The organism is Myxococcus sp. CA023 (assembly GCF_010998615.1).
Lineage (GTDB): Bacteria > Myxococcota > Myxococcia > Myxococcales > Myxococcaceae > Myxococcus.
Map to the genome: position 1 here is coordinate 70009 of NZ_JAAEAH010000012.1, position 25135 is coordinate 95143.

Consider the following 25135-nt stretch of genomic DNA (forward strand, 5'->3'; position numbering starts at 1 on the left):
GGTTTCCACCACTCGCGGCAGCAACTGCCGGGAGGCGGGAGACGGTGAGCGTCAAGGTAGATGTCGCGTGAAAGGGTTCAACCGATGCGCTTCACCTCCTCCGAGCGGAGGTGGGGAAGCTTCGTCAGGTCAAGTTCGTGAGGATGCTTCGTCATGCGCTGTGTCTCAGGACTGTAGCAACCTCACGTCTCGAGCGGGTGGGCTCTCAGCCCCCTTCCGGATTCTCTGGCGGCTGGTCGGTGGGCATGTCGGACAGCAGCGGGAAGAAGCTCCCGTCCCGGTCCGCACAGAACGGATACGGCTGCACGGAGTGTTCCTTGAGATTGAGCCGCTTGTTGCTCTTGTCCTCGCAGTCCGCGAGTTCCTCGTAGCCGGGCTCCTTGAACATGGCATCACCGAGCGCCTTGTACTTCTTGTGCAACGCTTTCGTGTACGCTTCCCCCTGTTTTTCACCCTTCTTCATCTCGGCGATGTTGTCGGGCTTGATCTCCAGTACCTGGCAGTCCCGGATGCAGTCGATCAGACAGCCGCGGCCCTTGTAACGCGGGTTCGGATTGTCGCAGTGATCGCCCTCGATGTAGAGCTCGGCTCCCTGCGGACAGCTCGACGACTGGCGGCGCCGGTGCTCTTCCTTTCCGTATCGGATGTGCGCCTGGATCTTCGGGCTGTTCGAGCCGAGCATCTGGCCCTCCTTGATATTCTCGATGCTCTTCATCCTCGCGACGAGCGCACGCTGGAGCGCCGGTGCGGACTTGACCTTGTTCGCCGTGACGAGGACCTCGACGGCCTTCAACATGCGGTCATATCGCCCGGTGAGCGAACCCCACTGGCTATTGAGCGTCGACGCGTAGCCGTCCGAAATCTCCTTCACCTTCTGCTCCCAGTCGTACTCCTTGCAGAAGGCTTCGCGGATTGCATCGGCGTCCTGCTGCGCGGTCTTCCGGAACGCGAGGACATCGCGTTCCCATTCCCGAAAGTCCTTCCGGAGTGAGCGGTAGTTCTCCGCGATGCCCACCGCGTAGCGGCTGAGCTCCTGCCCCGCGCGCGCGACGTCGGGGTTCTTCTCTCCGAGGACAAGGTTCTTGCAGGGGTCCTTCTCGTAGATCTCCGAGCGCCGGGTGTTCCAGTAGGCGAGTATCTTGTCGGCGGAGGCATCGAGGTTGCTCTTGATGCTCGACCAGTTTCCCTCGGTGAAGGAGAAGGACTTGGCGGCCGCTGCGCGCCGCTCCATCGCCTCTTTCTGGCGGTCGGTCTCCGCCTTCTTGCCCGTCCACGTCCGTTCGAGCGAGTCGGACATCTCCTTGAGCTTCACGACCCCTTGCGCGTGGTCGTCCTTGTTGCCGACGTGCTGACGAATCGCCTCCTGGAGCCGGACCTCGTCCGCGCGGCAGGCTCGGACGTCTCCTTCGAGGAAGTACTGCTCGGACTTCAGCCTGCGAATCGACTCGATGGCTTCCTTCAGCGCCCGCGTGTGCGACGGCCAGCGCTCCACGAGCTGGCGGGCCTCCGAATCCTCGCCCTGGATGTCCTTCAGGTCGCCCAGGAAGCCGAGCACGTCATCCACGGCGCGAAGTGCCTCGATGATTTCCGAGGACGCATCGCCGCTGCGCGAGTCGAGGTCCTTGACCTTCGAGGCGATGGTCAGCAGCCGCTCATCGAGCTTCTTGCGTATCACCGTGCGGATCTGCCCGAAGTTGCTGAGCTTCGACATCGCTTCTTTCACCACCTCGGAGTCCTTGCCCTTCGCGACCTCGACGCACGTCGACTTCGTCTCGTTCATCCGCCGCGTCCAACGGTCCCAGATATCGCTGACGCCATCGTGGAGTTCGGACTTCACGTCCGACCAGCGGTTGTGTGACTCGGAGAAGCTCCGTGCATAACTCAGCCAGCGGTCCAGCTCGCTGTGGACCTCCTGGTGCTTCCGGTATTCGTCGCTGTAGGTGCGGCCAATCTTCTCGGCCTCATCTGGAATCTTGAAGACCCCCGTCGGGTCTTTCTTGTCGACGAACGTCTGCATGAAGGACTTCAGGTTCCGGTCGGCCTCGGTGCAGCGCTCGGCGAGGCGGGACTCGTCCGCCTTCACCTGGGCGTCCTTCATCCGCTTCAGGTACTGCGCCGACTCCCGGAACTTCTGAATGTAGTCCAGGTAGGAGTTCGCCATCGTCCTGCCCGGGTCATTCGGCGGGTTCAGCGACTTGAGTCGCTCCACGTCATTCCTGACGTTGCCCAGGGTGTCGAGCGCGGAGTCGATGTCGCTGGAACTCGAGTCCGAGACGATGCCGTCGAGCCGGTCCTTGATGCGACTGAGGTTGTCTTCAATGGCGCGCACCTTGTCGTCGATTTCATCTGCCCCCGCGGGCAGGGCGACAAGCAGCGCGAGCATCCCTGCGGTCAGCGTCTTCTTCATGGTCATCCCCCGTTCTCCAGCTTTCTCGGCCGCGCGCCCTTCACCTGGGCGTTCTTTGGAAACAGCTTCGCGGCCGCCCTCCAGTCAAACGCCTTGCCCAACCCGGCCTTCGCCGGCTCCGCGCCCGTGGACGGCGGCGCGACCTGCTCCCACTCCTCGACGGTGAAGCGGCTGGTCTGCTTCGAGGTTCGCGCGAACCAGCTCGCGTAGAGCGCGGGGTCCAGGTCGAATCCTCCGTCGGCGACGATGTTGCCTTCCTGCTTCTTGAAAGGAAGGTCTGCCAGCAGGTGCATGGACTTCTCGTCCACCGTGGGCGGTGGTGTCCCCTGCGTGGCGCGAAACGTGGCCCAGTTGCGGAAGAACGCATTGCCCGTCAGGACCACCTCGCCCGGATTGGCGCTGGAGCGCACCGCGAAGTTGTCGATGTACTGGAACACATTCCCCTCCAGCACCGCGGGCGCGTTGCCTCCCAGCGCGACCCCGGTGCCCGTGGAGCTGGAGCCGTCATGGGGCCGGTTGCGGTTCCAGACGAATAGGAAGGTGTTGTCGCGAATCCTCGCGGGCCGCGTGCCGAAGCCTCCGGTGACGCGGATGCCGTCGGAGACCATGTTCACCACGATGTTGTTCTCGAACGTCACCGCGTTGCTCATCCGGACCGCGGCGCCCGCGCCGTTGACGAAGGTGCAGTTGCGAATCGCCGTCTCCGGCGAGGACACCCAGACATGCTCGCTGTCGGGAGAGACGTTGAGGTCGAGGAAGCCGTCCGGGTCATACCGGTTGAGCGTGCGGCGATCCAAGACGAAGCCATCCACGATGAGCCCGGTGTGGTCGCCATTGCCCTCGAGCAGGTACCCCTGCGGAGACGTCTTCGAGTCGGGCGGCCAGTGGAGGAGGGTGGGAGTATTCCAGGGGTCCCTGCGCTGGAAGTCCCGGTCCCATCCCCCGAGCAGCGTGAGGTATTGCTTGCCATCCACCACCCACTTGCCGCTCTTCAGCTTGCCGCCGTATTCGCCCTGCGAAACCAGGATGCGGTCTCCGCGCTGGGCCTGCTCCAACGCCTGGAAGGGGTCCTTGAAGGGCCGCTCGCGTGAGCCATCGCCCTCGGTCGCGCCGGCACGTACGAACCAGTCCCGTCCCTTCGGACGGGGGGCCATGGCGAGTTCCTTTTCGAAGGGCTCGACCGAGTCGATGACGAGGGCGTACCGAGGATGGCCCTCGCGGGCTCTCGCGGTGCCGCGCACGACGAAGAGGTCCCTGGGCGGGCCCGAGCCGTAGTTGGGGATGGCGTCGATAACGCGCTCGGCGGCGGTCCCCTTCCTGAAGAGTCCCGTGGCGCGCGCCTCGTTCTTCTCGTCGACCAGGAAGACGGCCTTGTGGGTCTCTCGCGAGGTACCCACCGGGCCATTGTCCGGGTTCGCCACTCCCTGGCTCCCGACGATGACCTCCACGTCCCTACCGTCGTGGCTCTTCGGGTTCGCCTGGATGCTGGCGAGACTCACCCGCGCGTAGACCTTGGCTGGTGCCGCCGCGGAGGCCGTGGAGAAGGCCAGCTTGAGTCCCGTCGCGCGAGCGCCCTGCCCGACTGAGGCATTGCCTGGGGTGACGAGCTGGGGGACGGCCCCCGGCGGATAGGCAGGCGCGAAGAGGGAGAGGGGCTCGCCCGTAGCGGGGAGGCCCGCGCTGGTGCGCGTCTCCTCCCAGGCCTTCGCGTCGAACTTCCGCCCGCGTCCCTCTCGGCGGGTGAACCGCTCGTACCAGGCCGACTCAAAGGGGAGCCGCGGATCCACGGCCACGTTGCCGCCCGCCCGCGCGAAGCCCACGTCCTCGGCGTCCGCGATGTCGGAGTCATCGAGCGAGGACTTCTTGCCCTCGAAATAGAAGGCGGCATTCGAGAAGAGGTTCCTCCAGAACGCGTTGCCCTGGAGCGTCACCTTGGAGGGCACCGTCACCTGGGCGCCGTGATTGTCGGAGTGGACGACGAGGTTGTTCTCCAGGAGCGCCTTGTTCGCCACGTCGATGCCGGCGCCATCGGTCCCGCCCTCGGCGATGGCCTTGGTGGCCCAGATGAACGCGATGGTGTTGTTCCGGATGGTGACGGGCGGGTCCTGGTCGCCGCCGCCCTTGGAGACGATGGCGGCGGAGATGGAGTTGACGATGACGTTGTTCTCCACCACGACTCCGGGCGACGTGCGCACGGCGTGGAGGGAATTGACAATCATGCAGTTGCGCAGGACTCCGCCCTTGGCCAGGTCCACGGCGCCGTTGCGTTGGAGGGCACCCGCGTCGAAGTTGCCGCCCTCGCCGACGTAGTCATAGGTGTCCTGCATGTCGATGAAGAAGCCATCGATGGTCGCGCCTGCCGTGTCTCGCTGCGTGCTGGTGCTGACACGGGCGAGTGAGACATCCGGACGGTTTGGCGAGCCCTTGCGCCAGGTGAGCTCGGTGAGGTGCTTCCAGGGATTGCGCTCCTGGAAGGCCGCGTCATAGCCGCCGATCAACCGGACTCCAGGGAAGACGAGCTCCCAGTTGCCACGCTCCAGCTTGCCGTAGTACCGCCCCGCGGCGACGTGGACCGCGTCGTTCGCCTCCAGGCGCTCCAGCGCCATCCAGGGGTCGGCGAACGGCCTTTCCCGCGAGCCATCGCCTCCCGTGGCGCCCGCGCGGACGAACCAGTCGCGTGCCTGGACGGGGGCTGCGAGGCAGACAGTGGCCAGGATGAGCATCCAGCTCATGACACGGTGCATGAAGAACTCCTCGGGGAGAGTCAGCGAGAGGCGCGACTCGAACGGCCCGTCTTCACACACTTCGCGCGGTCGTCACTTCCAGCACCGCGACAATGGCGTGCACAAAGGTGACATCATCCAGGAAGAAGCTCCGGCCCCTGGGGAGATTGTGGAGTGTCCGCGAAGTAATCCAACATAGTCAGCGGCGGTGTCGCTCGAACCAGTCGTGCATCTTGGCCCGAGTCCAAAGGCAGGTGAAGGGATGGGCATAGAGGAGGTTGCCCCTGTGTCAGGGAAGACGTCGCCTCGGCAGAGCGGCTGGATTCATCGTCCCCGCCTGGTTCGCCCCGCACACAAACTGCGAGGTACGGACGGTCTCACTCATGTTGGCGGAGAGGGGCTGCGACATTGACGCGTCAAATCCACATTCGCCAGCGCGGCAATGAGAGCGAGCGCAGTGTGCACGGTGCAGAACGTCTCAACCCGGATGGCCTGCGGTGTGGGAGAGGATGGGCACCGGAACCTGTTGGACGTGACGCTGGGCGCAGCGAGTTGATGGACTCCTGGCTGGAACTGCTGCGCCAGCTCCTTGAGCGAGGACTGAATGGGGTACGGTTCGTCATCGCCTACGGGCACGCGGGCCTGGTCGCCGCGTCACGAGCGCGCCACGTCCACCAAGCAGTGCGTCAAGGCGAGAGGGGCGCGTACCAGTGGGCCTTCTGACTTTTCAGGGCGCGCGCAGCCCCAGACTCCACCTGCGCGCGCCCCTCTCCTCAGCTTTTCGGCGGCACCCAGCATTGCCCCTGGCCACGAAGCTCCCAACTCCTGGCCGTCCACGACCAGAAATCTGCACTTCCTGGTGACCATCAACACTCGTCCTCATGCCGGAAGAATGTTCCTGGCCACGCCGTTTCGGCGGACCTGTCTGCTCGGCTTTACTCAGGTCCCTGATTCTGCTCCGCTTTTCTCCATCACGTTAAACGGACGCGGATGCGGTGCACCCAGACTTCATTGCCACCATTTGCGAGGAGCGCGCCGTTGCTGGCAGCATCGGCCGCCGAGGTGCATGCCCTGGCGCACATGAGCGCAGCAAGGCCAGGCTCACCGCGGCAATCGTGACGTGTCTCTTCACGATGCTCCCGTTGTGTTCGCGAGGATTGGTACTGGAGGGCAGCGCAGCATACCTTACTCGGGTCGTCCGCCAGGCGATTCGAATCGTGCACGGAGGGCAGCATGGACAAGAACCGGCTGGAAGCATTCAGCGACGGTGTCATCGCCATCATCATCACGATCATGGTGCTGGAGCTCAAGGTCCCGCACGGCAGCGAACTGGCCGATCTGCAGCCGCTGCTCCCCGTCTTCCTCAGCTATGTGCTCAGCTTCATCTACATCGGCACCTACTGGAACAACCACCATCATCTCTTGCACACCATCAGCCATGTCACCGGCGGCCTGCTGTGGGCCAACCTGCACCTGCTGTTCTGGCTGTCGTTGATCCCCTTCACCACCGGCTGGATGGGCGAAAACCATTTCGCTCCCCTAGCCTTGGCGCTCTATGGCTTCGTACTCCTGATGTGCGCCTTCGCCTGGTGGCTGCTGCAAGCCTGCATGGTGGCGATGCAGGCCGGAAGTCGACGCTGGCGCTGGCCGTCGGACGCGACCTCAAGGGCAAGATTTCACCCATTCTCTACCTGTCCGGCATCATCACCGCCTTCTTCAATGGATATCTTTCCGATGCGGCCTATGTACTGGGTGCGCTGATGTGGCTGGTGCCGGATCGACGCTTTGAGAAAGCTACACCTGCACCATAAGTAGCCGCCCATTCAATTTCATTCAGATCAACAAGCTTTCGCGGCAAAGCTGGACGACGCCACAAGCGTTCACGCAACCCACAGGCTGAGTGAGCCTGTCCGACCGGGAGTCATAGCGATGCAATCACAACTGCGAACAAGTGAACGAGCGGGGTGTGCCTACCCAAAATCCGGTCGCTGTATCATGGGGTGCGTCAAGGCGAGTGAGTGAGGCGCGCGCAGAGGACATCAACAGCTCGGCGAGTCCGCCCAGGCGACATCCTCCCTGACACAGGGGGTCTGCGCGCGGATGCCGAGCGGTTGCTGGCACTCGACACCCCCCTCATCTAGCATCCATGTCGCCACCGCGGACACGGCACTGCTTCGCGGCCCCTCTTTGGCATTGGAAGGGAGGAATGCACTCGTGAAGGTTCTTCACCAGGGCCAGGCTCCGCAAACATTGCTCCAGCTCCGCCCGCTCGCGGGCAGCATCCAGCGCATCGGCGTGCGCGCGGAGAGCCATGTGTCCGTGCGCCACTCTGGCCGGACCCGAGAGCTGCCTTCCCCACCCGGCATCCAGATGGCGCTCTCGGTGGAAGTGACTCGCATCTCCCGGGACGACGGAGACGTCCATTACCGCTTCGTGCTGGAGCAGATGGACCTGCGCGTGAAGGCGGGCACCCCCGTGAAGGACGCCGAGGCGCTCCGCGCCGAGCTGGCCCCGCTCCCGGGCCTGCGTGGCGAGGGACGCGTGAGCCCGCACGGGCGCTCGAACCACTTCCAGGTCGCGCTCCCCAAGGACCTCTCGTCCCACCTCGACGGGCCCCTGCAACAGCTGCTCAAGACGCTCGGAGGGATGGGCACGTTCCTCCCTTCGTCCGCGGTGGGCCTGGGTGCGCGTTGGGAACACCAGACCCAGGGGCCCTTGTCCACGACCACGGTGGAATTCAAGACACTGGAGAAGAAGGAGGTCGGCCTGAGGATGGAGCTGTTCTCGCCCCCCTCCTCCACCGAACCCCGCACGCAGAGCCGTGGCCAGGGAGGGTGCGTGATGAGCTTGGATCGCCTCTGGCCCATCCGGTACGAGCTGGAAGTGGACACCCACGCCCACGTCCAATCCCAGGACGACGGCCCGCCCAGGCGCCTGGAGACCACCACTCACCTTCGCATGCGGATTCGGGAGCTGTCTTTCACCTCCCCCCTCCCGCGCCCCTCCACCTACATTCGTTGATGATAGGCTTCTGAAGACTGACGCAACTTCGGAACTGCTCCGCCAGACAAGGACAAGGAGGAGTTCCGCGCTCGACCTGATTTGGGCATGGGGGGCTCCGTGCCGCAGCAATGCCCGCTGGATGGCTGGCGAGGAGACGCACAATGGCAATCGACGGAACCGGGAACGGCAGACGGCTGACGAATCACGTTCCCGTGCGGCGTCCTCCCGAGCCGGAACGTCCGCCCGCACCCAAGCCCGCGGAGCCCAAGCCGCCCGCGGCGCGCAATGACCACTCCAGCTTCACCCCGCAGAACGCCAAGAGCGGGCCCTCGCTGTCGGAGTCCTCCTCGCTCCTCACGGAGAACTCGCGCGACGGCAAGGCCAACTGCCTGGACGTCGCCGCGGACTGGGTGGAGAAGGCCACGCCCGACCTACGCTCGCGCGCGGACATGGTGTTCCTCAAGGACTCCCGTCCCGGCGCCGAGGGCCAGTCCGGGCACGTGATGATTCGCCAGGGCAACAGCATCGTGGACCCCTCCACGGGCAAGAATTACGCGAACCTCCAGGCCTACCTGAAGGAGCAGCCCCACTACCAACCCGCGGGCATCCTCTCCGCGAACGCCGCCGCGAAGATTTTCGCCGCGCCCCCCGGCTCCGCGGAGCGCCAGAAAGCCATCACGGACGCCAAGGTCCCGGACTCGCTCCAGCGGATGATGGTGGCGGACGCTCCTCAAGCCGCGCCTCAAACCCAGACCACCCCGCAGGCCCCCTCCTATACCCAGTCCCAGGCGGACCGCGACGCGGCGGCCCTCTATGACGCCATGGAAGGCGGCGTCACGGGCTGGGGCACGGACGAGGACACGATATTCAAGACGCTGGAGGGCAAGTCCCCCGAGCAGATCGACCTCATCCGCAAGGGCTACAAGGACCACTACGGCAAGGACCTGGACTCCGTCATCCGCGACGAACTGAGCGGCGCGGACGAGAAGCACGCCGTGGCGCTGCTCCAGGGCGACGCGGCCAAGAGCGCCGCGGTGCAGGTCCAGGCGGAGCTGGACGGCGTGTTCGGCTCGAACGAGGACCTGCTGAAGGTGCTGGAAAAGCAGACGCCCGAGCAGCGGCAGGCCACCGCGCAGAAGTTCGCGGAGATGAACGGCGGCCTCAAGCCCGGGCAGTCGGCCCAGGACTTCATGCTGGAGAAGCTGGGCAAGTCGCTCAACCCGGAGCAGTTGGGGCGGGCTCGCAACATGCTCGCCGCGGGCCAATCCCAGACACCGGAGCAGCGGGAGCAGTTGGAGGCCCAGTCCATCAAGGACGGCCTCAAGAAGGACATGGATGGGCTGGGCACGGACGAGGACCGCATCTTCGAGCGCCTGGAGAAGGCCACTCCGGAGCAGCGCAAGATTCTCGCGCAGGACGAGGCGCTCAAGAACCGGCTGAAGGACGAACTGGGTACGGAGGACTACGACCGGGCCATGGGGTTGCTCCAGGACAACCCGGCCAAGGCGGACGCGGCCCGCCTCACCAGCGCCATGAATGGCTTCTTCGGCGCGGACGAGTCGGGCGTGCGCGCCGTCCTCGAGGGCAAGAAGCCCGAGGAGCTGGCCAGCATCAAGGCCGAGTACCAGAAGATGACGGGCAAGTCCCTGGAGGACGAGATCCGCAAGTGGGACGGCGCGGACAAGGACGTGACGCTGCGCCTGCTCAACCCGCCCAAGGAAGGCGACAAGCAGGCCCAGGCGGCTGCCGACGCGGAGAAGCTCCGGCTGGCCGTGGATGGCGCGGGCACCGACGAGGATGCCATCCGCAACGTGCTGCAAGGCAAGTCCAAGGCGGAGATCAACGACATCTCCGCCGCCTACAAGCAGAAGTATGGCGAGGACCTGCGCTCCCGCCTGGACTCGGAGCTCAGCGGCCGGGACCACCTGGAGCTGCTGAAGCAGGACTTCGACCTGGGCGCGGTGGACGACAAGGCCCCCAACGCGGCCCAGGAGCGGGTGCGCCGCCTGCGTGAGCAGCAGGCCAACGAGTCCGGCTTCGGCTCCTGGGTCCTGGACAACGTCCAGGGCGCCATCAAGGGCGAGTCCGACAACGACCGGCTCAACCGGACCCTGGGCGACGCGGAGAAGGCCATCCAGACCGGGGACGCCGCGACGGCCAACCGCTCCGTCGGGTTCGCCACGGATGACGTGAAGTCGCTGCAGAGCAGCAAGGACTCGCTCGCCGAGGGCGCCGCGACAGTCGCGGTGGTGGCGGCAACCACCACGGCCGTGGTGCTCACCGGCGGCGCGGCGACCCCACTGGCCATCGCGGGCTATGCAGCGCTGGGCGCGACCACCCGGGCCCTCACCTACGAGGTGATGCAGGGCGGCGCCGCGGGCTGGGAGGACGCCGGGCGGCAAGCCTTGATTGGCGCCGTCGAGGGCGGAACGGTCATCCTTCCCGTGACCAAGGGCGCCAGCGTGGCGGCCTCGTCCGCCGCGAAGGGCGTGACCACGACGGCGGGAAAGGAGGCCGTGGAGAACACGGTCCTCGCGGCCACGAAGCAGGGCATCAAGGAAGGCGTGGTCGGAGGCGCGGCCGGCGGCGCAGTGGATGCCGCCACGCGCAGCGAGACGTGGCAGAACGGCCTTGTGGATGGCCTGGGCCAGGTGGCCGTGCAGGCCGGCACGGGGGCCGTCCTCGGAGGAGCCACCGGCGGCTTGACGTCCGCGGGGTTGGCCAAGGGGCTCCAGCCTCGAGAGATTCCCGTGGTGCGCAATCCGGAGCTGGCGGGCAGTTCCGTCCGGGTGCGCTATGGAGACAGTCGCCGGGTCCATATCGAGGCCGGCCCCGCCGCCACGCCTGCCCAGATCCAGGCGCACCTTGAGACGGCCCGAACGCTTCAGAAGTACGAGGGGCCTCTTGGAGAGGTGCGCCAGCTCCGCGACCGCGCCCTCCAGGCCCTCACCCAGAAGCCGGGCCATGGGACACAGGGCTTCGAATCTCAGCTTGAGGTGAAGAAGCTCAGCAGCATCATCAGCGACCTGGAGACCGTGCAGAAGACGCTCGACGCCCGCCTTCGCAGCCTGGACAACGGTGACCAGGCCCCGACCGCGGCACAGCGCGCGGACATGGCGCGCGAGTTGGAGAGCCTTCGCACCCAGTTGGCAAAGCACGAGCAGCAGCTCGACTCACTGGCTCCGGCTCGCGGCTTCGTCGCCGCCGAAGACGGGGCGACAATAAAGACCGAGGTAGATGAGCGCCTGAGCAAGCAGGCGCCCAACGCCGTCAGGGACATCGCCGGAAAGATGGACTTTACGGGCGATCCCACGGCCCTCTCGCAAGTCGACAAGGTCTGGCGCGATACGTATTCGCAGCACTACACGGCGGAACGCCTCAACGGGGCAGATCCGAAGCAGGCAGGGAAGAAGGCGACCGCGGCGGCCAAGGGTGCGGCACAGAAGAAAGCCAACGAGGTTGCCTTTGCCGAAGCTCAGCGCCGTGCCGCTTCAGTCATAAAGAACCCAAGCACGTGGAACATCAACGCCAACGACCAAGCCACACTGACGGCGTTCATCGGGGGGACGCGCGGGGCGGAGGCGCAGCGGCTCGCGCCGCAAATGAAGGACTTCTCCACCACGGAGATGCAGGCATTCTTGCGGCAGGAGGTCAAAGCGGGCCGCGCACAGAAGCTGGGCGACACCACGCTCCCCAACGGCAAGCCGCATGAGACATACCTCTATGCGGATGGCACGGTCGTCCGGTTCAAGCCGCAGGGAGACATGTTTACCCCGCAGCCGAGCTACAGCATCGAGGTCCTGTCCCTCGGGGTCAACAGCCCGGTGGGCCAGAGCAGTGTAGCGTTCAAGATCGGCCCGGACGGCAAACCTGTGCCCAAGGGCCCCGAGTCCGTGACGAACCCGTACAACAGTGGTAGCAACCAGACGCAGTATAAGGAGTTCGAGAAGCAGATCGTCGAATCCGGGCACATGAGGACAAGGACCAAGCCGTAAACCTGCTCTACCCGTGGAGGCACCTGTCGTGACGTTCGAGAGCGCATGGCTCACCCGCACCAATGGCCCGGTCGACGTCGCGGCGATTGAGGCGCACCTCAGCGCCCTGCCCTGGGCCTGGCGAGATCCCGTGAATGGAAAGCAGTTCTTCCTCGCCGGACGCGTGCGGGCCGCCCGTGATGCACGTGACTGGCGCATCGAAAATCCCACCGAGTTCCCAACCGAGGGTGTGCTGGTCTCCGTTCACCCGGACGGTGTGAGAATCGACCAGCGAGGCCATCCCGAATCGATGGCACGCGCGCGCGACTTCCTCACCTGGCTTTTGGGGACTGGCTCGTGGCGCGCACGCACCGAGTTTACCCCCGCCAAGCCTCTCACTTCGGCCAAAGACCTCTATCCCGGCGCACTGCCCTCTCAAGACGACCTCGCGGACGACCCGCTTCAATCGCCCGTCATCGAAGGTGCGCTCACGCGGTGGACCGTCGGCAACCGCACCCTGACAGTGCACTCGAGCGGTGCTGTTCAACTCCAGCTTCCCCAAGGGGGCGTTGTCGACGCGCGGCTCGCCCAGACGGAACTCGACGCCTGGAACCGCGTCGCGGACCTGGACCCCGATGACCTGGACTTCGACGCGTCCGAGTCCTCGGCCAGCGTCGAATTCGAGCGAGAAACTCCGGAGGGCGAGCAGTCGGCATGGTTTGACAAGACCCGGATTCCGGAACAGGTGTTCCCACTCGCGCAACAGGTGACAAAGCTCTCAAGCGCCATGGAGAACTGGGTGCCCGGTAAGCCAGTCCCCACTGGATTCGTGTCCATCACGCGCAAGCCCAGTTGAACCGAGGCATGCGCCTATCCAGAGTTCGGTCGCGGCGTCGTGCCCGCGTGCGGCTTTCACTCTCGCGGTGCCATCTGAGCACGCAGCAGGCAAAGTCCGCAGCCACTCAGGCGGCTTTCGCTTCGGCCTCCTTCTTCGCGAGGATGAACGCACTGGCGGGTCCCACCAGCAGACTGCCCATCCAGAAGAAGTATCCGAGGGTCGGATAGAGCAGCTCGAGTTGCCGGTCCGGGCTGACGGCCTCGTCCGCGGGGATGGAGTGCAGGTACCAGGACAAAGTGGAGAGTCCGACGAGCACCGTCACGACGCCTACCCAGAAGGCTCCCCGGTACTTGCCCATCAACAGCAGGGCGAGCGTGAGCAGCAGCAGGGGATTTGCGAACCAGCCCCACTGCATCACGAACACGCCCAACCAGCCGACGAGGAGGAGGGACACGCCCCACATCGAGTCCTCCTGCCGCGACCCGGTGTTGTAGAGGACGACGGCGGGCAGGGCGCAGCCCAGGACGAAGAGGATCGCCGACAAGGCGGTGGCGGTCGCCCGGGTCAACCGGAGCGAGGAGGCGCGAGCAACAGGAGGTCCAGAGGGAGTGGGCACCATGGGGCCGCGGATTCTACCCCCCCGAAGGTTGGAAGCGTGCACCGAGAAGCCTCGCGCTCCCCACAGCGTCCCCAACCAATTATGGCTGTCTGAGCTGCAGGCTCGTAGGGCGATAGCGCCTGAAGACGACATCCATATGATTGGCCATTCGACGGGAGGCCTCGACCTCCGCCAGCTTCTCATCAACCTTCGGAGATAGGAGGAGGCAAGAAGTGCGGACCCACCTTCCCCACTGCTCAAGTAGCTTCGTACTGTGCAGTTCATCTCAACGCCTCACCGGGGAACCGCGCTCGCACACCGGCTAGGCAGCACCGTCCCACAGGTGAGCGCTTCCCGCCTGTTTCTCCGCCTTATGTACGAGGGCGCGCGCGGATTGCGGGGCGTGGGGTTGGGGGTCCTTGGCCGCGCCCTCCTCCCCTGCATTCCCGAGTCCAGCCCATGCCGAGGGTGACGAGCTCGAGAAAGAGGCTGCTTTCATTGAAGAGTATCAAATCCGAGTCCGATCGATCGTAACCATCTCCCCACCGAGCAAGTCGTGGACACCAACCCTGTTCAACATACTTCACACGCTGACTGCCTTTAATCCTCCACAACGACGATGCCGCACGCATACGATTAGCGAGCTTTTTGCCCCCAAGCACAACGGCGGCTTCGTTCCGCCGACAACGATGGCTTCGTCAATTGCGTCTCGCAGGTCTGGCCCGATGAGGCCCGCAGCTACCTGATCCAGGGAGACCACGCGGACGTCATCGGCCACTTCAAGGCACAACGATCACAGGTTTCCTGAGGGCGGAACACCTCTGCGTGACGTGGGCCTTGAGCGGCGGCAATTCCACGGACTGGTAGCGCCGCACTCGCATGCCGCCATCGCGTGAGAGGGGAACCCAACAATGACCTGACGCTCGAGCTCCGCGATGCGCGCATCCTTGGGGTCGACCTCGGCCTCGACAGGCCGTGTCTCATGTCCCACGCCGCGTCAGCGAGCGACAAGCCTCCCGCCGACTGCGCGCCTGCTCCTTCTTCAACCGCCCAGCCCCCCTGAACGCTTACCTATCTCGGGCACTGGGGGGCGCACAAATTTGTAGAGTCCCTCGGGGAGTAATAGGGTGCCCCCATTTCTCTGAACCGAGACTGACGCTCAGCTCTTCGTCTTGAATCACGTCCCTATCTCTATCATCAAGGCTGGGCTGTACGTCTCCGAACGCCATGGAGTCCCTCGCGCGACGCTCCTGGGCAAGCCGTCCGTCGAGGAGCGCGAGCTGACCGGACCGCTTCGTAGAGTCAGTTGGGATTCCTTCTGCGAATTCAACGACCGGATCGAACAAGCATGGAGTCCGCTGGGGGGCCTCGAGCAGTTCGCACTGGCGGTGAACGAGCAAACCCCCGAGATTTTGGCGGTGGCCCGAAGGGTACTTTCGCCTCTTCAGCTCCTCCGGTTGGTGATCTCCGTCGGGAGTTGGGCGCATCCTCGGATAATGGTCCGGAGCAAGCTGCTCGGGCCGGATCGGCTCCAGCTCGAACTTTCGCTGCCAGATGATTGGCGCGATTCGCCGGCGTTCTTCCGCATCTGCAGCGCCTCGCTCGCGAACTCGCCACGGCTCATCGGCCTGCCCCGGGCTCAGGTGGAGATGGAGCTCGCGCCGCGTCGAGCCGTCTATCGGTTCCTGCTCCCGCCCTCCCGAACGGCCTTCGCTCTCGGAAGCGAGGTGGCCAGTCAGGCCCACCTGCTGATGCTGGAGCGAATCTCCCATCTCCAGGCGGAGGTCAGCGCACTCCTGAGAACGCCACGAGGCGGGAGCTCCACGGGGGCTCGCAGACGGCTCCTTGCCTGGCACGGGACGCTCACGGCCCGCCAGGCCGAGGTCCTGGAACTGGTCGCGCAGGGAATCTCGAACCGGGACATCGCGAACCGCCTACGGTGCGCCGAGCGCACGGTGGAGGTACACATCACCGACATCCTCAAGAAGTCTGGCAACCAGAGCCGAGCCCAGTTGATCGCCGCGTTCTGGGGGGCGCAGGGCTGAGAGACTTGCACCTCGTGGAAAACCACTAGCCGCCTTGATACGCCCCGCATGGAAGGTCCAATAGGGCTTGAGTTCCCACGTAGCCCGCACCGATACGGATGCGCGCAATACTCACCCTTTGGAGGAAGTGCCATGCGCGCTTCTCGTATGTGTTGTTTGCTCTTGTCCCTCTTCGTTGCTGGCTGTGGCACCGAACCTGGCAAGGGAGATGATCCTCCCCCTCCCAGGCCCACGCCTACGGACTCCACCATCACCGTCGCGGGGAGCAAGAGTACTCTCGCTGTCAATGAAGTGCTCGCGTTGACCGCCTCGGGGCGGGACAGCCGTGGCCAGCCGGTGGTGCTTGACGACGTTACCTGGAGTTCGAGCGAACCCTCCGTCGTGCGTGTGGAGCGGGACGGGACGGTGACGGGAATGGGGGCAGGGACTGCGACGGTCACCGCTGCATCGGGGAACAAGAGCGGGAACCTGACGCTAACGGTTCGGGGGGCCATTCATCCACACGGAAGCATCTTGACCAGCGAGACGTGGCGCGAGGTGGACAACCCGCATATCGTCCTTGATGACATTGTCGTTGCGGGTCCCGGCACCCCGGTGCTCACCATCGAAGCGGGGTGCAACATCCGCTTTGAGCATGGCGCATCAATCGAGATTGGCTACGGCAGCGAGGGCGGGGCGCTCCGGGTCCAGGGGACAGCGGAGAAGCCGGTGACTTTCACCACGAATGCCGACTCGCCGGCTCCGGGCCAGTGGCAGGGCGTGTACTTCTTGGAAGGGGCCACCTCCAGCAGCATCTCCCACGCCGTCGTTGAGTACTGTGGTTCGAATTCGGGCTACGGCGCCGCGAACGATGCCTGCATCATCGTGAGTGGAAGCACCGTGCGTCCCAACTTTCAGGACGTGACGATTCAGCACAGCGCGTCCCAGGGCATCACGTTCATGCACGAAGGTGCCTTCGGCTCGAACTCAATGGGGCTGACAGTGACGGACGTGGCGAATGCCCCCATCTACATGGGAGTCAACCAACTCGGAAGCCTCCCGGGTGACAGTGTTTTCATGTCCAACGGACGCAACGTCATCCGGTCGCCGGGCGGGCAGGTGGACCGCTCGCAGACCTGGGTCAACGTTGGCGTCCCCTACGCCATGGAGGACTCCGTCTATGTCGATGGCGCAACCACTCCGACGCTGACGTTGAGCCCGGGAGTCACGCTGCGCTTCGGTCGCCTGAGCTACTTCGAGATCGGCACGGGAGAGGGTGGAAATCTGCGTGCCGAGGGAACGGCCGAGGTCCCCATCACGCTGACGGCCGACGCGGAGTTCCCCATGTCTGGCCATTGGCAGGGCCTTGTGTTCGGCGAGATGGCGACGGCTGCGAGCAAGCTGACGCAGGCCGTGGTCGAGTACGGCGGCTCGCACGCGAGCGATGGGAACCCAAACGCGAACGTCAGGGTAATCGTTGACAAGGGTCCCATCATTACCCAGACCACGCTTCGTCACTCCATGGGGTGCGGAATCACTCGCGCGAAAACCCCCAACTATGACACCTTCACCACGGATTTCACCGCGCCGAGCTTGGGGAACGTGTTCTCTGATAACTCAGGCCCCGCGCAGTGCGGCCCTTGAGCCCTGATGCGTGAGGTGGGGCGTGGGACCGGATGATGGTCTCCGTCCCTCGCTCGTTGCCGCCACCGCCTTACTGTGGCGGCAACGAGTCTGGAATCTGCTTCGCTCAACTCCCGCCGGCCCCGAGGGGACGTCATCGGCTCTGCCACCCTGCCAGGGCGACAACCTCCCTGACACAGGGGGGAAGTCCGCGAGGGGGCAGTCAGACGGCCACGGGGGCACGGGATGCGGCGGCTTTCGCTTCGGCCTCCTTCTTCGCGAGGATGGACGCACTGACGGGTCCCACCAGCAGACTGCCCATCCAGAAGAAGTATCCGAGGGTCGGATAGAGCAGTTCGAGTTGCCGGTCCGGGCTAACGGCCTCGTCCGCGGGGATGGAGTGCAGGTACCAGGACAAAGTGAAGAGTCCGACGAGCACCGTCACGACGCCTACCCAGAAGGCTCCCCGGTACTTGCCCATCAACAGCAGGGCGAGCGTGAGCAGCAGCAGGGGATTTGCGAACCAGCCCCACTGCATCACGAACACGCCCAACCAGCCGACGAGGAGGAGGGACACGCCCCACATCGAGTCTTCCTGCCGCGTCCCGGTGTTGTACAGGACGAGGGCGGGCTGGGCGCAGCCCAGGACGAAGAGGATCGCCGACAAGGCGGTGGCGGTCGCCCGGGTCAACCGGAGCGAGGAGGCGCGAGCAACAGGAGGTCCAGAGGGAGTGGGCACCATGGGGCCGCAGACTCTACCCCCCGAATGTTGGAAGCGTGTCAGGACAGGCCCGAAGAAAGGACTTCCACCGAGAAGCCTCGCGCTGACCAAGGTGGGCGAAAGGCATGGGTTTCTGCCCAGTTTTCGGGCCGTGCCCTCGAACTCGATTCACAAGCCAAGGCCGCCGCAATCAGGAACGCTTCGGGCCAGGGTGTCACGGATGGCGAGAAGCCACCTTATCCAGTCTTGAGCGACAGGAAGTAGACGTTCCCGCCTGGGTCCGTGTGCGTCGCTTCCAGCGTGAGTCCATGCGCGCGCAGCAGGTCGCGATACCCGTCGACGCTGTACGAGTGATAGCGGAACGGCACGCCATTCATCGGCTCGCCGTCGATGGAGCCGTGGGCGTCGCCCGAGGTGAAGAGGAACATGGCGCCAGGTTTCAATGCCCTGACGATATTGGCGATCGCCTGTTCCTGCTCTTCGTGGCGCAGGTGGAACAGGCCCCCCCACGCGATCGCGGCGTCGAAGGTCCGCGCCTGAAGCTCACACGACTGGATGGGCGCACAGATCACCGGCACGTGGGGGAAGTTCACTCGAAATCGCGCCAGCAGCTCGCGGGAGCTATCCACGCCCATCACGTGGCAGCCGTGCTCCAGCAGCACCCGTGTCAGCGGCAGTCCAGTGCCGCAGCCGACGTCCAGCACCAAGGCACCGGCCGGAAGTGAGGCCGCGAGCGCTGTCACTTCCGGGACGCCCATGTGGCCTGCGCGGTGGGATGCATACCAGTCCGCGATCGAATCGTACTCGTGCACTCGTCAACCTCCTCCAGAGAGTCGTCCACGCACCGCACGCGAGAACGGGAGAGCGCTTACCCTGTGCCTTCCTAATTTAAGCGCTGCGTCATGCGTGCGGCGAGGCCACGTTGGAAGGCGCGTCAATGCGAGTGAGCGAGGCGCGCAGGGTCGCACAGGTTCGTCATGCCCCAGGTAGACGCAGATGGCACCCGGGCAGCGCGGATGGCAGGTGGCACGAGTGCCATCGGCGGCGGCGTACGGCTATCACACCACGCGGCGGTGGTGCGCATCGACCACACCCGTTCGACGCAGGCTGGGCGCCAGTGCTGCTATTACGAGCGAAGCGAACCACGGCTCGACAGTCCATGCACCCTCTGGCTTGCTTGACGGCCCCCAGCTACATGACATCGTTCACGCCGTTCGAGCTACCCGCGGAGCTGACGCCTGTGACCCGACTCCCTCTGGGGCTGGCATGGCTCTCTATGTCGGCCGAGAACAACGGTGCGGACCGCACCTACGCGGATCTCTTCAATCAGTACGAGTCCCCCACCCAACAGGGAGGGACGTGGTCCCTGTTTCGGCAAGGCTATGTGAGGCTTGTCGAGTGAAGGAATGGCCGGAGTGGCTATTCCACCCCTGAATCCGGTTGCTCCGTGGCGGAATCGCCCTCGAAGAAACAGGGCGAGCCATGAATTGCGTCGGCCCGGGTCCTCCAGCGGCGCGCTGTCGTAGCGCTCGGCATACCCGGCGGCCCCCAGGCCGAAGAAGGACGTCACTCACCAGCGGACCGCGACGGTCCCCGCCGTCGTGCCATCAACCAGCGCTGCTTTGAGAGGAGCCCGGTGCCGTGCCCCCCAAGTTGTACTGGCTGGTATCGGAGAGAAACCTCCGTGGCGTTACGTTCGACCCGCTGTCATCGCTCCCGGCTGCTCAATGCCTGCAGATACTCAACCGTAGCCGTGGCGCCACCGCAGACAATCACCGCGATGTGTGACGCGGCGGCAAGCACCGACGATGTCGCGTCGAGCGCGGCCAGTGCGGCCCCGCACGCGGGCTCCACCAGAATCCGGTGCTCGTCGAGAAACCGCAGTGAGGCGGCCACTGCTGCCGCATCGGACACAACGATGTTCTCGACCGCATGGCGTGTCGCCCACTCAAGCGCCGCGTCGCAAGGCCGCTTCGCGCCGAGCGACGTGGCGACACTCGTAATCGCAGGCAATTCGACTGGCCGACCCTGCGCAATCGAACGCGCATAGCAGTCTGCGCCTTGGGTTTCGACCGCGACAACCGGCACATCGCACCAGCCGTTGCGAGCCAGCCCTTCGAGAACGCCGCACAGCAACCCACCGCCGCCAACTGCCAGCACGACCGCGTCGGGCTTCGGTCCGGCTGCCGCCATCTCGTCGATCATCGTCGAATGGCCCTGCCACAGCTCTGGCTCGTCGAATGGATGCACGAACGCGTCATGAGGGCGAATCACGGATTGCGCAAACATGTTCGCCTCTGCCCAAGACGCGCCGTGGACGATCAACTCCGCGCCTTCGAGACGGATCAGGTCGCGTGCGCGCGCGGACGTGCTCTCCGGAACAACGACGAGCACCGGCACGCCGAGTTCGCGACCAGCATAGGCGACCGCAATGCCCGCATTGCCGCCCGACGACGACACGAAGCGACGGGAGCCTGCCGCGCGCCGCGCGTCACATACCGCACCGACGCCGCGCAGCTTGAACGAGCCGGACGGCTGCATCGCCTCGAGCTTGAACAGGACGTCTTTGCCGAGCCGGCGGGATGCAGCTTGCGAACGGATGTAGGGGGTCTGGATATGGAGTGGCATATAACGAAGTGCGACAAACGTCCGCAACATGTGGACAGCTGTCGTGACACTGGACAACCTAAGCTGCGCCCCCTCATACTTTCCAATACTCTTCAGTACATCCCGTCATGCCTCATAGGTATATCGACGGAACGGACAGGCATCGCGTGCGACAGGTCGAATTGCGCCATCTGCGCTACTTTGTGGCGGTCGCTGAGGCCGGCAGCATGATGGCCGGTGCCCGCGCAGTCGGGATTGTGCAACCCGCGCTTTCCCGGCAGATCCGCGAGCTTGAGGAAGCGGTCGGCACCCCGCTGCTCATCCGCCGCTCGACGGGCATCGCACTCACAGCAGCCGGCGCGAGCTTCCTGCAGGACGCTACGCGCCTACTCGCCGAGCTGCAGGGCAGCCGCGAACGTGCGCTGCGCAGCGCGGCCGGCCAGCTCGGCGAGCTGCGTCTCGGCGTGCTACCGAATTACTTCCCGTTGCCGATGGTGTCGAACGTTCTCAAGGCCTTCCGGAGCGCCTGTCCGGACGTCATGCTGTCGATCACGCCAATGCTATCAGCCGAGCAGGCGGCTGCGATATCACGCGGCGATCTCGATGGCGGCATCATGGCGTGGCGACAGAGCGAGGCACCGCATCTGTCAGGCATGCGGCTGTTACGCGACCGATTCGTGCTCGCGATGCTATCCACGCCGGGCCAGCGCTTCCGCGCGCCTCGTCAACTGGCCGAGCTCGCAGGCGCGCCGTTCGTCTGGTTCGACCCACTACGGTCCGCAGCGCATCACCGGTTCTTGCTCGAGCAGTGCCGACGGGCCGGCTTCACGCCGCGCATCGCGCAGGTCGGCAGCGACATCCCGACGCTCATCGGACTCGTCGCAGCCGGAATGGGCTACGCGTTCGTGCCGGAGAGCATTTCACCTACGTGCCCGCGCACGGTGCGGCTGGTCGCGATTGACGAGCTCGACGGCCGCTTCGACGTCGAATTCGTGTACGACGGCCAAGCGGACTCGCCGGTCGTGCAGCAATTCCTCGCGGCGCTGCGCACGGCCGCTAACACATGAGCGGGCCCCCACTGGAGGTCGCAACATCGACACGCTCTGCATGTCACGTGGGGCACAAGATGACGACCGGCGCTCGTGGTAGCAGCAACTGCCAAACAGGTGCTCCAAGTCATTGTCCGTGTGAGGCAGGCCGGGTACGTCGTAGCAATGGAAAAGGCCCGGCCAATAGCGACCTCCAGGCGGAAGTGTGCCAGCCCGCGCGGTGGGGGGAGCGGGTGCGTTGCGCTCGCCCCCTTCGGGTGGTCAGCTTGGCACGTCAGCCGAGTCGACTGCGTTCCTGACACAGGCGACACCTGCCCTGGCTAAAGTGGGGCTGGGGAGTGGTTGCGCCTCGAGCGCCTAGTGCATGCTCGCGGCGGCCATGGCGGCGAACGACACGTCCCGCCCTGCCCGCTTGGCCTCCAGCAACACGGCGCTGTTGATGAGCCCGACATGTGAGAACGCCTGTGGGAAGTTGCCAAGCTGGCGGTGCAGCCCGGGGTGGTACTCCTCGGCCAGCAGCCCGAGGTCGTTCCGGATGGAGACGAGGCGCTGGAACAGCGCCCCCGCCTCGTCGAGACGGCCAACCATGGTGTAGTTGTCGACGAGCCAGAAGCTGCAGATGAGGAACGTGGCCTCATGCCCCGCCAGTCCGTCCACGCCCGTCTCGGACACGTAGCGCTCCACAAACCCAGCCTTGGTGAGGCCCTTCTCAATGGCGGCGACAGTGCCCAACATCCGCGGGTCATCCGCAGGCAGGAAGCCCATGTGCGGAATCAGGAGCACGCTCGCGTCGAGGGCGTCCGAGCCATAGGACTGCGTGAAGGCCCCCACGCGCGAGTTGTAGGCACGCGCCAGGATGTCGGCGCGGATCTCCTCGCGCAGCGCGCGCCAGCGGGGCAGGCGCTTCTTCAGTTTCTCCGGCGCGTTGGCACCGAACTGCTCGACGAAGCGGACGCCTCGATCCACCGCTACCCACGCCATGAGCTTCGAGTGCGTGAAGTGGAGCTGGCGCTTGCTGCGGATCTCCCAGATGCCCTCGTCCAGACGCTGCCAGCTCTTCTCCACGAAGTCGACGAGCACCTTCAGCGTGTCCCAGGGGAGCGATCCGGCCTCCGGTACCCCGTACGCGCGCGCCTCGTACATGGCGTTCAGCGTTTCACCATAGACGTCGAGCTGGAACTGGCCATACGCGCCATTTCCGATGCGCACCGGCCGGGACTCCTCGTAGCCGGGAAGCCATGGCAGCTCGACCTCGGGGAGACGGTGCTCGCCGGCGACGCCGTACATGATCTGCGCCTCAGCCGGAGCGCCCGCGACGGCACGCAGCAGCCAGTCGCGCCAGGCCCGCGCCTCATCGAGGTAGCCTCCTCGCATCAGCGCTTCGAGCGTGAGGGATGCGTCTCGAAGCCAGCAGTAGCGGTAGTCCCAGTTTCGGACTCCGCCGAGTTCTTCGGGGAGCGACGTGGTCGGTGCCGCGACGATGCCACCGGTCGGCTCATAGGTGAGCGCCTTCAAGGTGATGAGCGAGCGGACCACGGCGTCGCGAAAAGAGCCCTCGTATCGGCACCGGCTCGCCCATTCACGCCAGTACTGCTCAGTCCGCGCCAGGTCCCGCTCCGCATCGACAGGGTGCCCCGGCGCAGCCATGTGCGACGCATAGAACGTCAGCGAGCAGGGGAGCCGCTCACCGGCGCGGACGACAAAGTCCGCTTCCAGGCGGGACGCGTCCCAGTCCGGTACGAGCGGAACCGGGCTGCTGTATGCGAGCGCGTCTGGCCCCGAGGTCAGGGTAGCGCGGTGGCTGTTGCACTGAATCCAGGGGGTCAACTTGCCATAGGCAAAGCGCACCCTGAGGTCGGAGTGCATCGGGACCTCACCTTCGAGCCCCTCGACAATGCGGATGATGTCGTGCTCAGTCTCCCCCGGAGGCATGAAGTCGATGATGCGCGCCCGGCCGCCGTCACAGGTCACCTCCGTCTCCAACACCAACGTCTCCGGCCGGTAGCGTTGCTGGACGGTCCGGACCTCCACTGTGGGCCGGAGGCCCCAGTAGCCATGCTCGTTTGTGCCGAGCAACTTGGCGAAGCAGGCATCGGAGTCGATGCGCGGCAGGCACATCCAGTCGATGGAGCCGCTCCGTGATACCAGTGCAATGGTCGTCAGGTCGCCGATAAGGCCGTAGTGCTCGAGGGGGGATGACATGCCTGGACATTGGGATGTGAGGCGGGCTCGCGCAACGCTCCGCCCCAGCGCGCCCGGGCAGAGGAGTGGGCCTCAGCCGCGTCGGCCCGCCATCACAAGGCTCCGGGCCGGCGGCGGAGCAGGCCCCGGGTCGGAGCCCCAGGACTCCTCACTCATGAAGCCAGCTGAACCACCTGCTTGATGCCACCGGGTCCCGTGAGGAGCGCGGGCGCCTCCTGGATGGGAACCCGATGGGTAATGAGGGCGCGCACGCTCTGCGGGAACAAAAACATCGCTTGCTCCAGCTCGCGGAGCGCCAGCTCGTAAGCGCTCCGGCTCGCGTTCACGGTCCCGAGGAGCAGTTGGTTCCTCAGCACGATGTTGCGCATCAGGGTGTCCGTATCCACGGGGTTCGGGCCGCCGTGCGCGGGAATGCCGGTGAAGATGAAGAGCCCATTGGGCCCCAGCGCATCGAGGGCCGCGAACGCGACCTTCGACACGCCCACAGCCTCGTAGATGATGTCGAACGTCCCGATCTTCTTTCCGAGTTCCCCGAGGAGCACGTCCTGTCCGGAGACGTAGGTGGCACCGAAGGAGCGGATGAGGTTCGCGCGCTCGCTGGCCGCGGGCTCCAGGGAGTAGACGAAGGTGTCAAAGTGGTTCACCACCATGCTCATGGCGCCCAGGAGCCCCACCGGCCCGGCGCCAAGTGCCAGGACTCGCACGCGTGCGCGCTCCCAGGGCAGCCTCCGCTGGATGGCCTGTACTTGCTCCGCGGCCTTGGCGGCCACGGAGAGCGGCTCGGCCAGCACCGCCACGTCGGAGAGCTTGCGGGGCACCACGACCAGGTGCTCCTCCTCTTCCACCACCCACTCCCGGAGGAAGCCGTGCGCCGCCTTGATGCCCCGCTCCCGGAAATCCCCCGTGACACAGAAGTCCTGACGCTCCGCGCGACAGGGACGGCAGCGCGCATGGGGACAGGGACGGCGAACGGTGGGGACCACGAGGTCTCCCTCGCGGACCAGGGTGACGTCCGGGCCCGTCTCCACCACCTCCGCGAGCGCCTCGTGCCCGAGAATGAGGTGGTCGGAGTCCGGAGGAGGCGTCCCGTATTCAAAGGCACCGATCTCCCGGTCCGTGCCGCAGATGCCCACTTCGAGGACCTTCAGGAGCACCTGAGAGCCCGTCACGGGCCGAGGCTCCGACGGGTCGACGAGGCGAACCTCGCGCGTCCCTGGAAACACTGCCACCGCATGCATGCCGCACCTCGCTCAATGACGGGTATGTCTTTCAAATAGGCACGCCCTCGCGACGGAAAGCAGGGGCCAGACGGCCGCACCGTGCGGCAGTGCCACTCCCTCGTCAGCCGGGCAGTGCGAGTCGGCTC

16 protein-coding genes are annotated in these 25135 nt (G+C 65.4%); 8 read left to right on the forward strand and 8 right to left on the reverse strand.

Features of this window, described 5'->3' with window-relative positions; all coding sequences use genetic code 11:
• Positions 1-205: 205 nt before the first annotated feature.
• Positions 206-2413, reverse strand: coding sequence for a hypothetical protein (locus F8M74_RS07555; protein WP_141252949.1), 2208 nt, complete (start codon positions 2411-2413; stop codon positions 206-208).
• Positions 2410-5151: a right-handed parallel beta-helix repeat-containing protein gene (locus F8M74_RS07560; protein ID WP_141252950.1), complete on the reverse strand. Its 2742-nt coding sequence runs from the start codon at positions 5149-5151 to the stop codon at positions 2410-2412. The genes F8M74_RS07555 and F8M74_RS07560 overlap by 4 nt, the downstream gene beginning before the upstream one ends.
• 387 nt (positions 5152-5538) lie before the next feature.
• On the opposite strand from F8M74_RS07560, the gene F8M74_RS38630 reads away from it, so the two are divergent.
• From F8M74_RS38630 to F8M74_RS07585, 5 genes are all read left to right on the forward strand, one after another.
• Positions 5539-5853: a transposase gene (locus tag F8M74_RS38630; RefSeq protein WP_368667178.1), complete on the forward strand. Its 315-nt coding sequence runs from the start codon at positions 5539-5541 to the stop codon at positions 5851-5853.
• 510 nt (positions 5854-6363) lie between these two features.
• Positions 6364-6891, forward strand: coding sequence for a TMEM175 family protein (locus tag F8M74_RS07570; protein WP_228559353.1), 528 nt, complete (start codon positions 6364-6366; stop codon positions 6889-6891).
• Positions 6892-7344: 453 nt separating this feature from the next.
• Positions 7345-8151: a hypothetical protein gene (locus F8M74_RS07575; RefSeq protein ID WP_141252951.1), complete on the forward strand. Its 807-nt coding sequence runs from the start codon at positions 7345-7347 to the stop codon at positions 8149-8151.
• 143 nt (positions 8152-8294) lie between these two features.
• Entirely contained in the window at positions 8295-12128 is a 3834-nt protein-coding gene (locus tag F8M74_RS07580; protein ID WP_141252952.1) for an annexin, read from the forward strand.
• 28 nt (positions 12129-12156) lie between these two features.
• Positions 12157-12963: a hypothetical protein gene (locus tag F8M74_RS07585; RefSeq protein ID WP_141252953.1), complete on the forward strand. Its 807-nt coding sequence runs from the start codon at positions 12157-12159 to the stop codon at positions 12961-12963.
• Positions 12964-13069: 106 nt separating this feature from the next.
• Here the strand turns inward: F8M74_RS07585 and F8M74_RS07590 are convergent, their stop codons facing one another.
• The gene (locus F8M74_RS07590; RefSeq protein WP_141252954.1) at positions 13070-13564 is read right to left on the reverse strand and encodes a hypothetical protein; all 495 of its coding nucleotides are present in this window, start codon (positions 13562-13564) and stop codon (positions 13070-13072) included.
• Between the two features lie 1475 nt (positions 13565-15039).
• Here F8M74_RS07590 and F8M74_RS07595 point away from each other — a divergent pair.
• Together F8M74_RS07595 and F8M74_RS07600 are read left to right on the forward strand one after the other, a co-directional pair.
• The gene (locus F8M74_RS07595; RefSeq protein WP_141252955.1) at positions 15040-15588 is read left to right on the forward strand and encodes a helix-turn-helix transcriptional regulator; all 549 of its coding nucleotides are present in this window, start codon (positions 15040-15042) and stop codon (positions 15586-15588) included.
• A 147-nt stretch (positions 15589-15735) separates the two neighbouring features.
• Positions 15736-17211 carry an Ig-like domain-containing protein gene (locus F8M74_RS07600; RefSeq protein WP_228559372.1) on the forward strand — a complete coding sequence of 492 codons (1476 nt, stop codon included), beginning with the start codon at positions 15736-15738 and terminating at the stop codon, positions 17209-17211.
• 202 nt (positions 17212-17413) lie between these two features.
• Here F8M74_RS07600 and F8M74_RS07605 read toward each other — a convergent pair whose 3' ends face one another.
• From F8M74_RS07605 to F8M74_RS07615, 3 genes are all read right to left on the reverse strand, one after another.
• Positions 17414-17932, reverse strand: coding sequence for a hypothetical protein (locus F8M74_RS07605; protein WP_141252956.1), 519 nt, complete (start codon positions 17930-17932; stop codon positions 17414-17416).
• Between the two features lie 215 nt (positions 17933-18147).
• Positions 18148-18723, reverse strand: a complete 576-nt coding sequence (locus F8M74_RS07610) for a class I SAM-dependent methyltransferase (RefSeq protein ID WP_141252957.1) — start codon at positions 18721-18723, stop codon at positions 18148-18150.
• A gap of 895 nt (positions 18724-19618) precedes the next feature.
• Positions 19619-20569: a pyridoxal-phosphate dependent enzyme gene (locus F8M74_RS07615; protein ID WP_228559355.1), complete on the reverse strand. Its 951-nt coding sequence runs from the start codon at positions 20567-20569 to the stop codon at positions 19619-19621.
• Between the two features lie 116 nt (positions 20570-20685).
• On the opposite strand from F8M74_RS07615, the gene F8M74_RS07620 reads away from it, so the two are divergent.
• Positions 20686-21585 (forward strand): LysR family transcriptional regulator, encoded by a 900-nt coding sequence (locus F8M74_RS07620; RefSeq protein WP_141252959.1) that lies wholly within the window; start codon positions 20686-20688, stop codon positions 21583-21585.
• A gap of 339 nt (positions 21586-21924) precedes the next feature.
• Here the strand turns inward: F8M74_RS07620 and F8M74_RS07625 are convergent, their stop codons facing one another.
• Both F8M74_RS07625 and F8M74_RS07630 read right to left on the reverse strand, forming a co-directional pair.
• Positions 21925-23769 (reverse strand): glycoside hydrolase family 15 protein, encoded by a 1845-nt coding sequence (locus F8M74_RS07625; protein WP_141252961.1) that lies wholly within the window; start codon positions 23767-23769, stop codon positions 21925-21927.
• Between the two features lie 152 nt (positions 23770-23921).
• Positions 23922-25007: a glucose 1-dehydrogenase gene (locus tag F8M74_RS07630; RefSeq protein WP_141252962.1), complete on the reverse strand. Its 1086-nt coding sequence runs from the start codon at positions 25005-25007 to the stop codon at positions 23922-23924.
• Positions 25008-25135 lie beyond the last annotated feature (128 nt).

Excerpts from the sequence above, each read along its gene's own strand:
- F8M74_RS07560 (WP_141252950.1), bottom strand. The coding sequence starts at position 5,151 with ATGCACCGTGTCATGAGCTGGATGCTCATCCTGGCCACTGTCTGCCTC.
- F8M74_RS07630 (WP_141252962.1), bottom strand. The coding sequence starts at position 25,007 with ATGCATGCGGTGGCAGTGTTTCCAGGGACGCGCGAGGTTCGCCTCGTC.
- F8M74_RS07615 (WP_228559355.1), bottom strand. The coding sequence starts at position 20,569 with ATGTTGCGGACGTTTGTCGCACTTCGTTATATGCCACTCCATATCCAG.
- F8M74_RS07600 (WP_228559372.1), top strand. The coding sequence starts at position 15,736 with ATGTGTTGTTTGCTCTTGTCCCTCTTCGTTGCTGGCTGTGGCACCGAA.
- F8M74_RS07625 (WP_141252961.1), bottom strand. The coding sequence starts at position 23,769 with ATGTCATCCCCCCTCGAGCACTACGGCCTTATCGGCGACCTGACGACC.
- F8M74_RS07580 (WP_141252952.1), top strand. The coding sequence starts at position 8,295 with ATGGCAATCGACGGAACCGGGAACGGCAGACGGCTGACGAATCACGTT.
- F8M74_RS07595 (WP_141252955.1), top strand. The coding sequence starts at position 15,040 with ATGGTCCGGAGCAAGCTGCTCGGGCCGGATCGGCTCCAGCTCGAACTT.
- F8M74_RS07605 (WP_141252956.1), bottom strand. The coding sequence starts at position 17,932 with ATGGTGCCCACTCCCTCTGGACCTCCTGTTGCTCGCGCCTCCTCGCTC.
- F8M74_RS07555 (WP_141252949.1), bottom strand. The coding sequence starts at position 2,413 with ATGACCATGAAGAAGACGCTGACCGCAGGGATGCTCGCGCTGCTTGTC.
- F8M74_RS07590 (WP_141252954.1), bottom strand. The coding sequence starts at position 13,564 with ATGGTGCCCACTCCCTCTGGACCTCCTGTTGCTCGCGCCTCCTCGCTC.
- F8M74_RS07570 (WP_228559353.1), top strand. The coding sequence starts at position 6,364 with ATGGACAAGAACCGGCTGGAAGCATTCAGCGACGGTGTCATCGCCATC.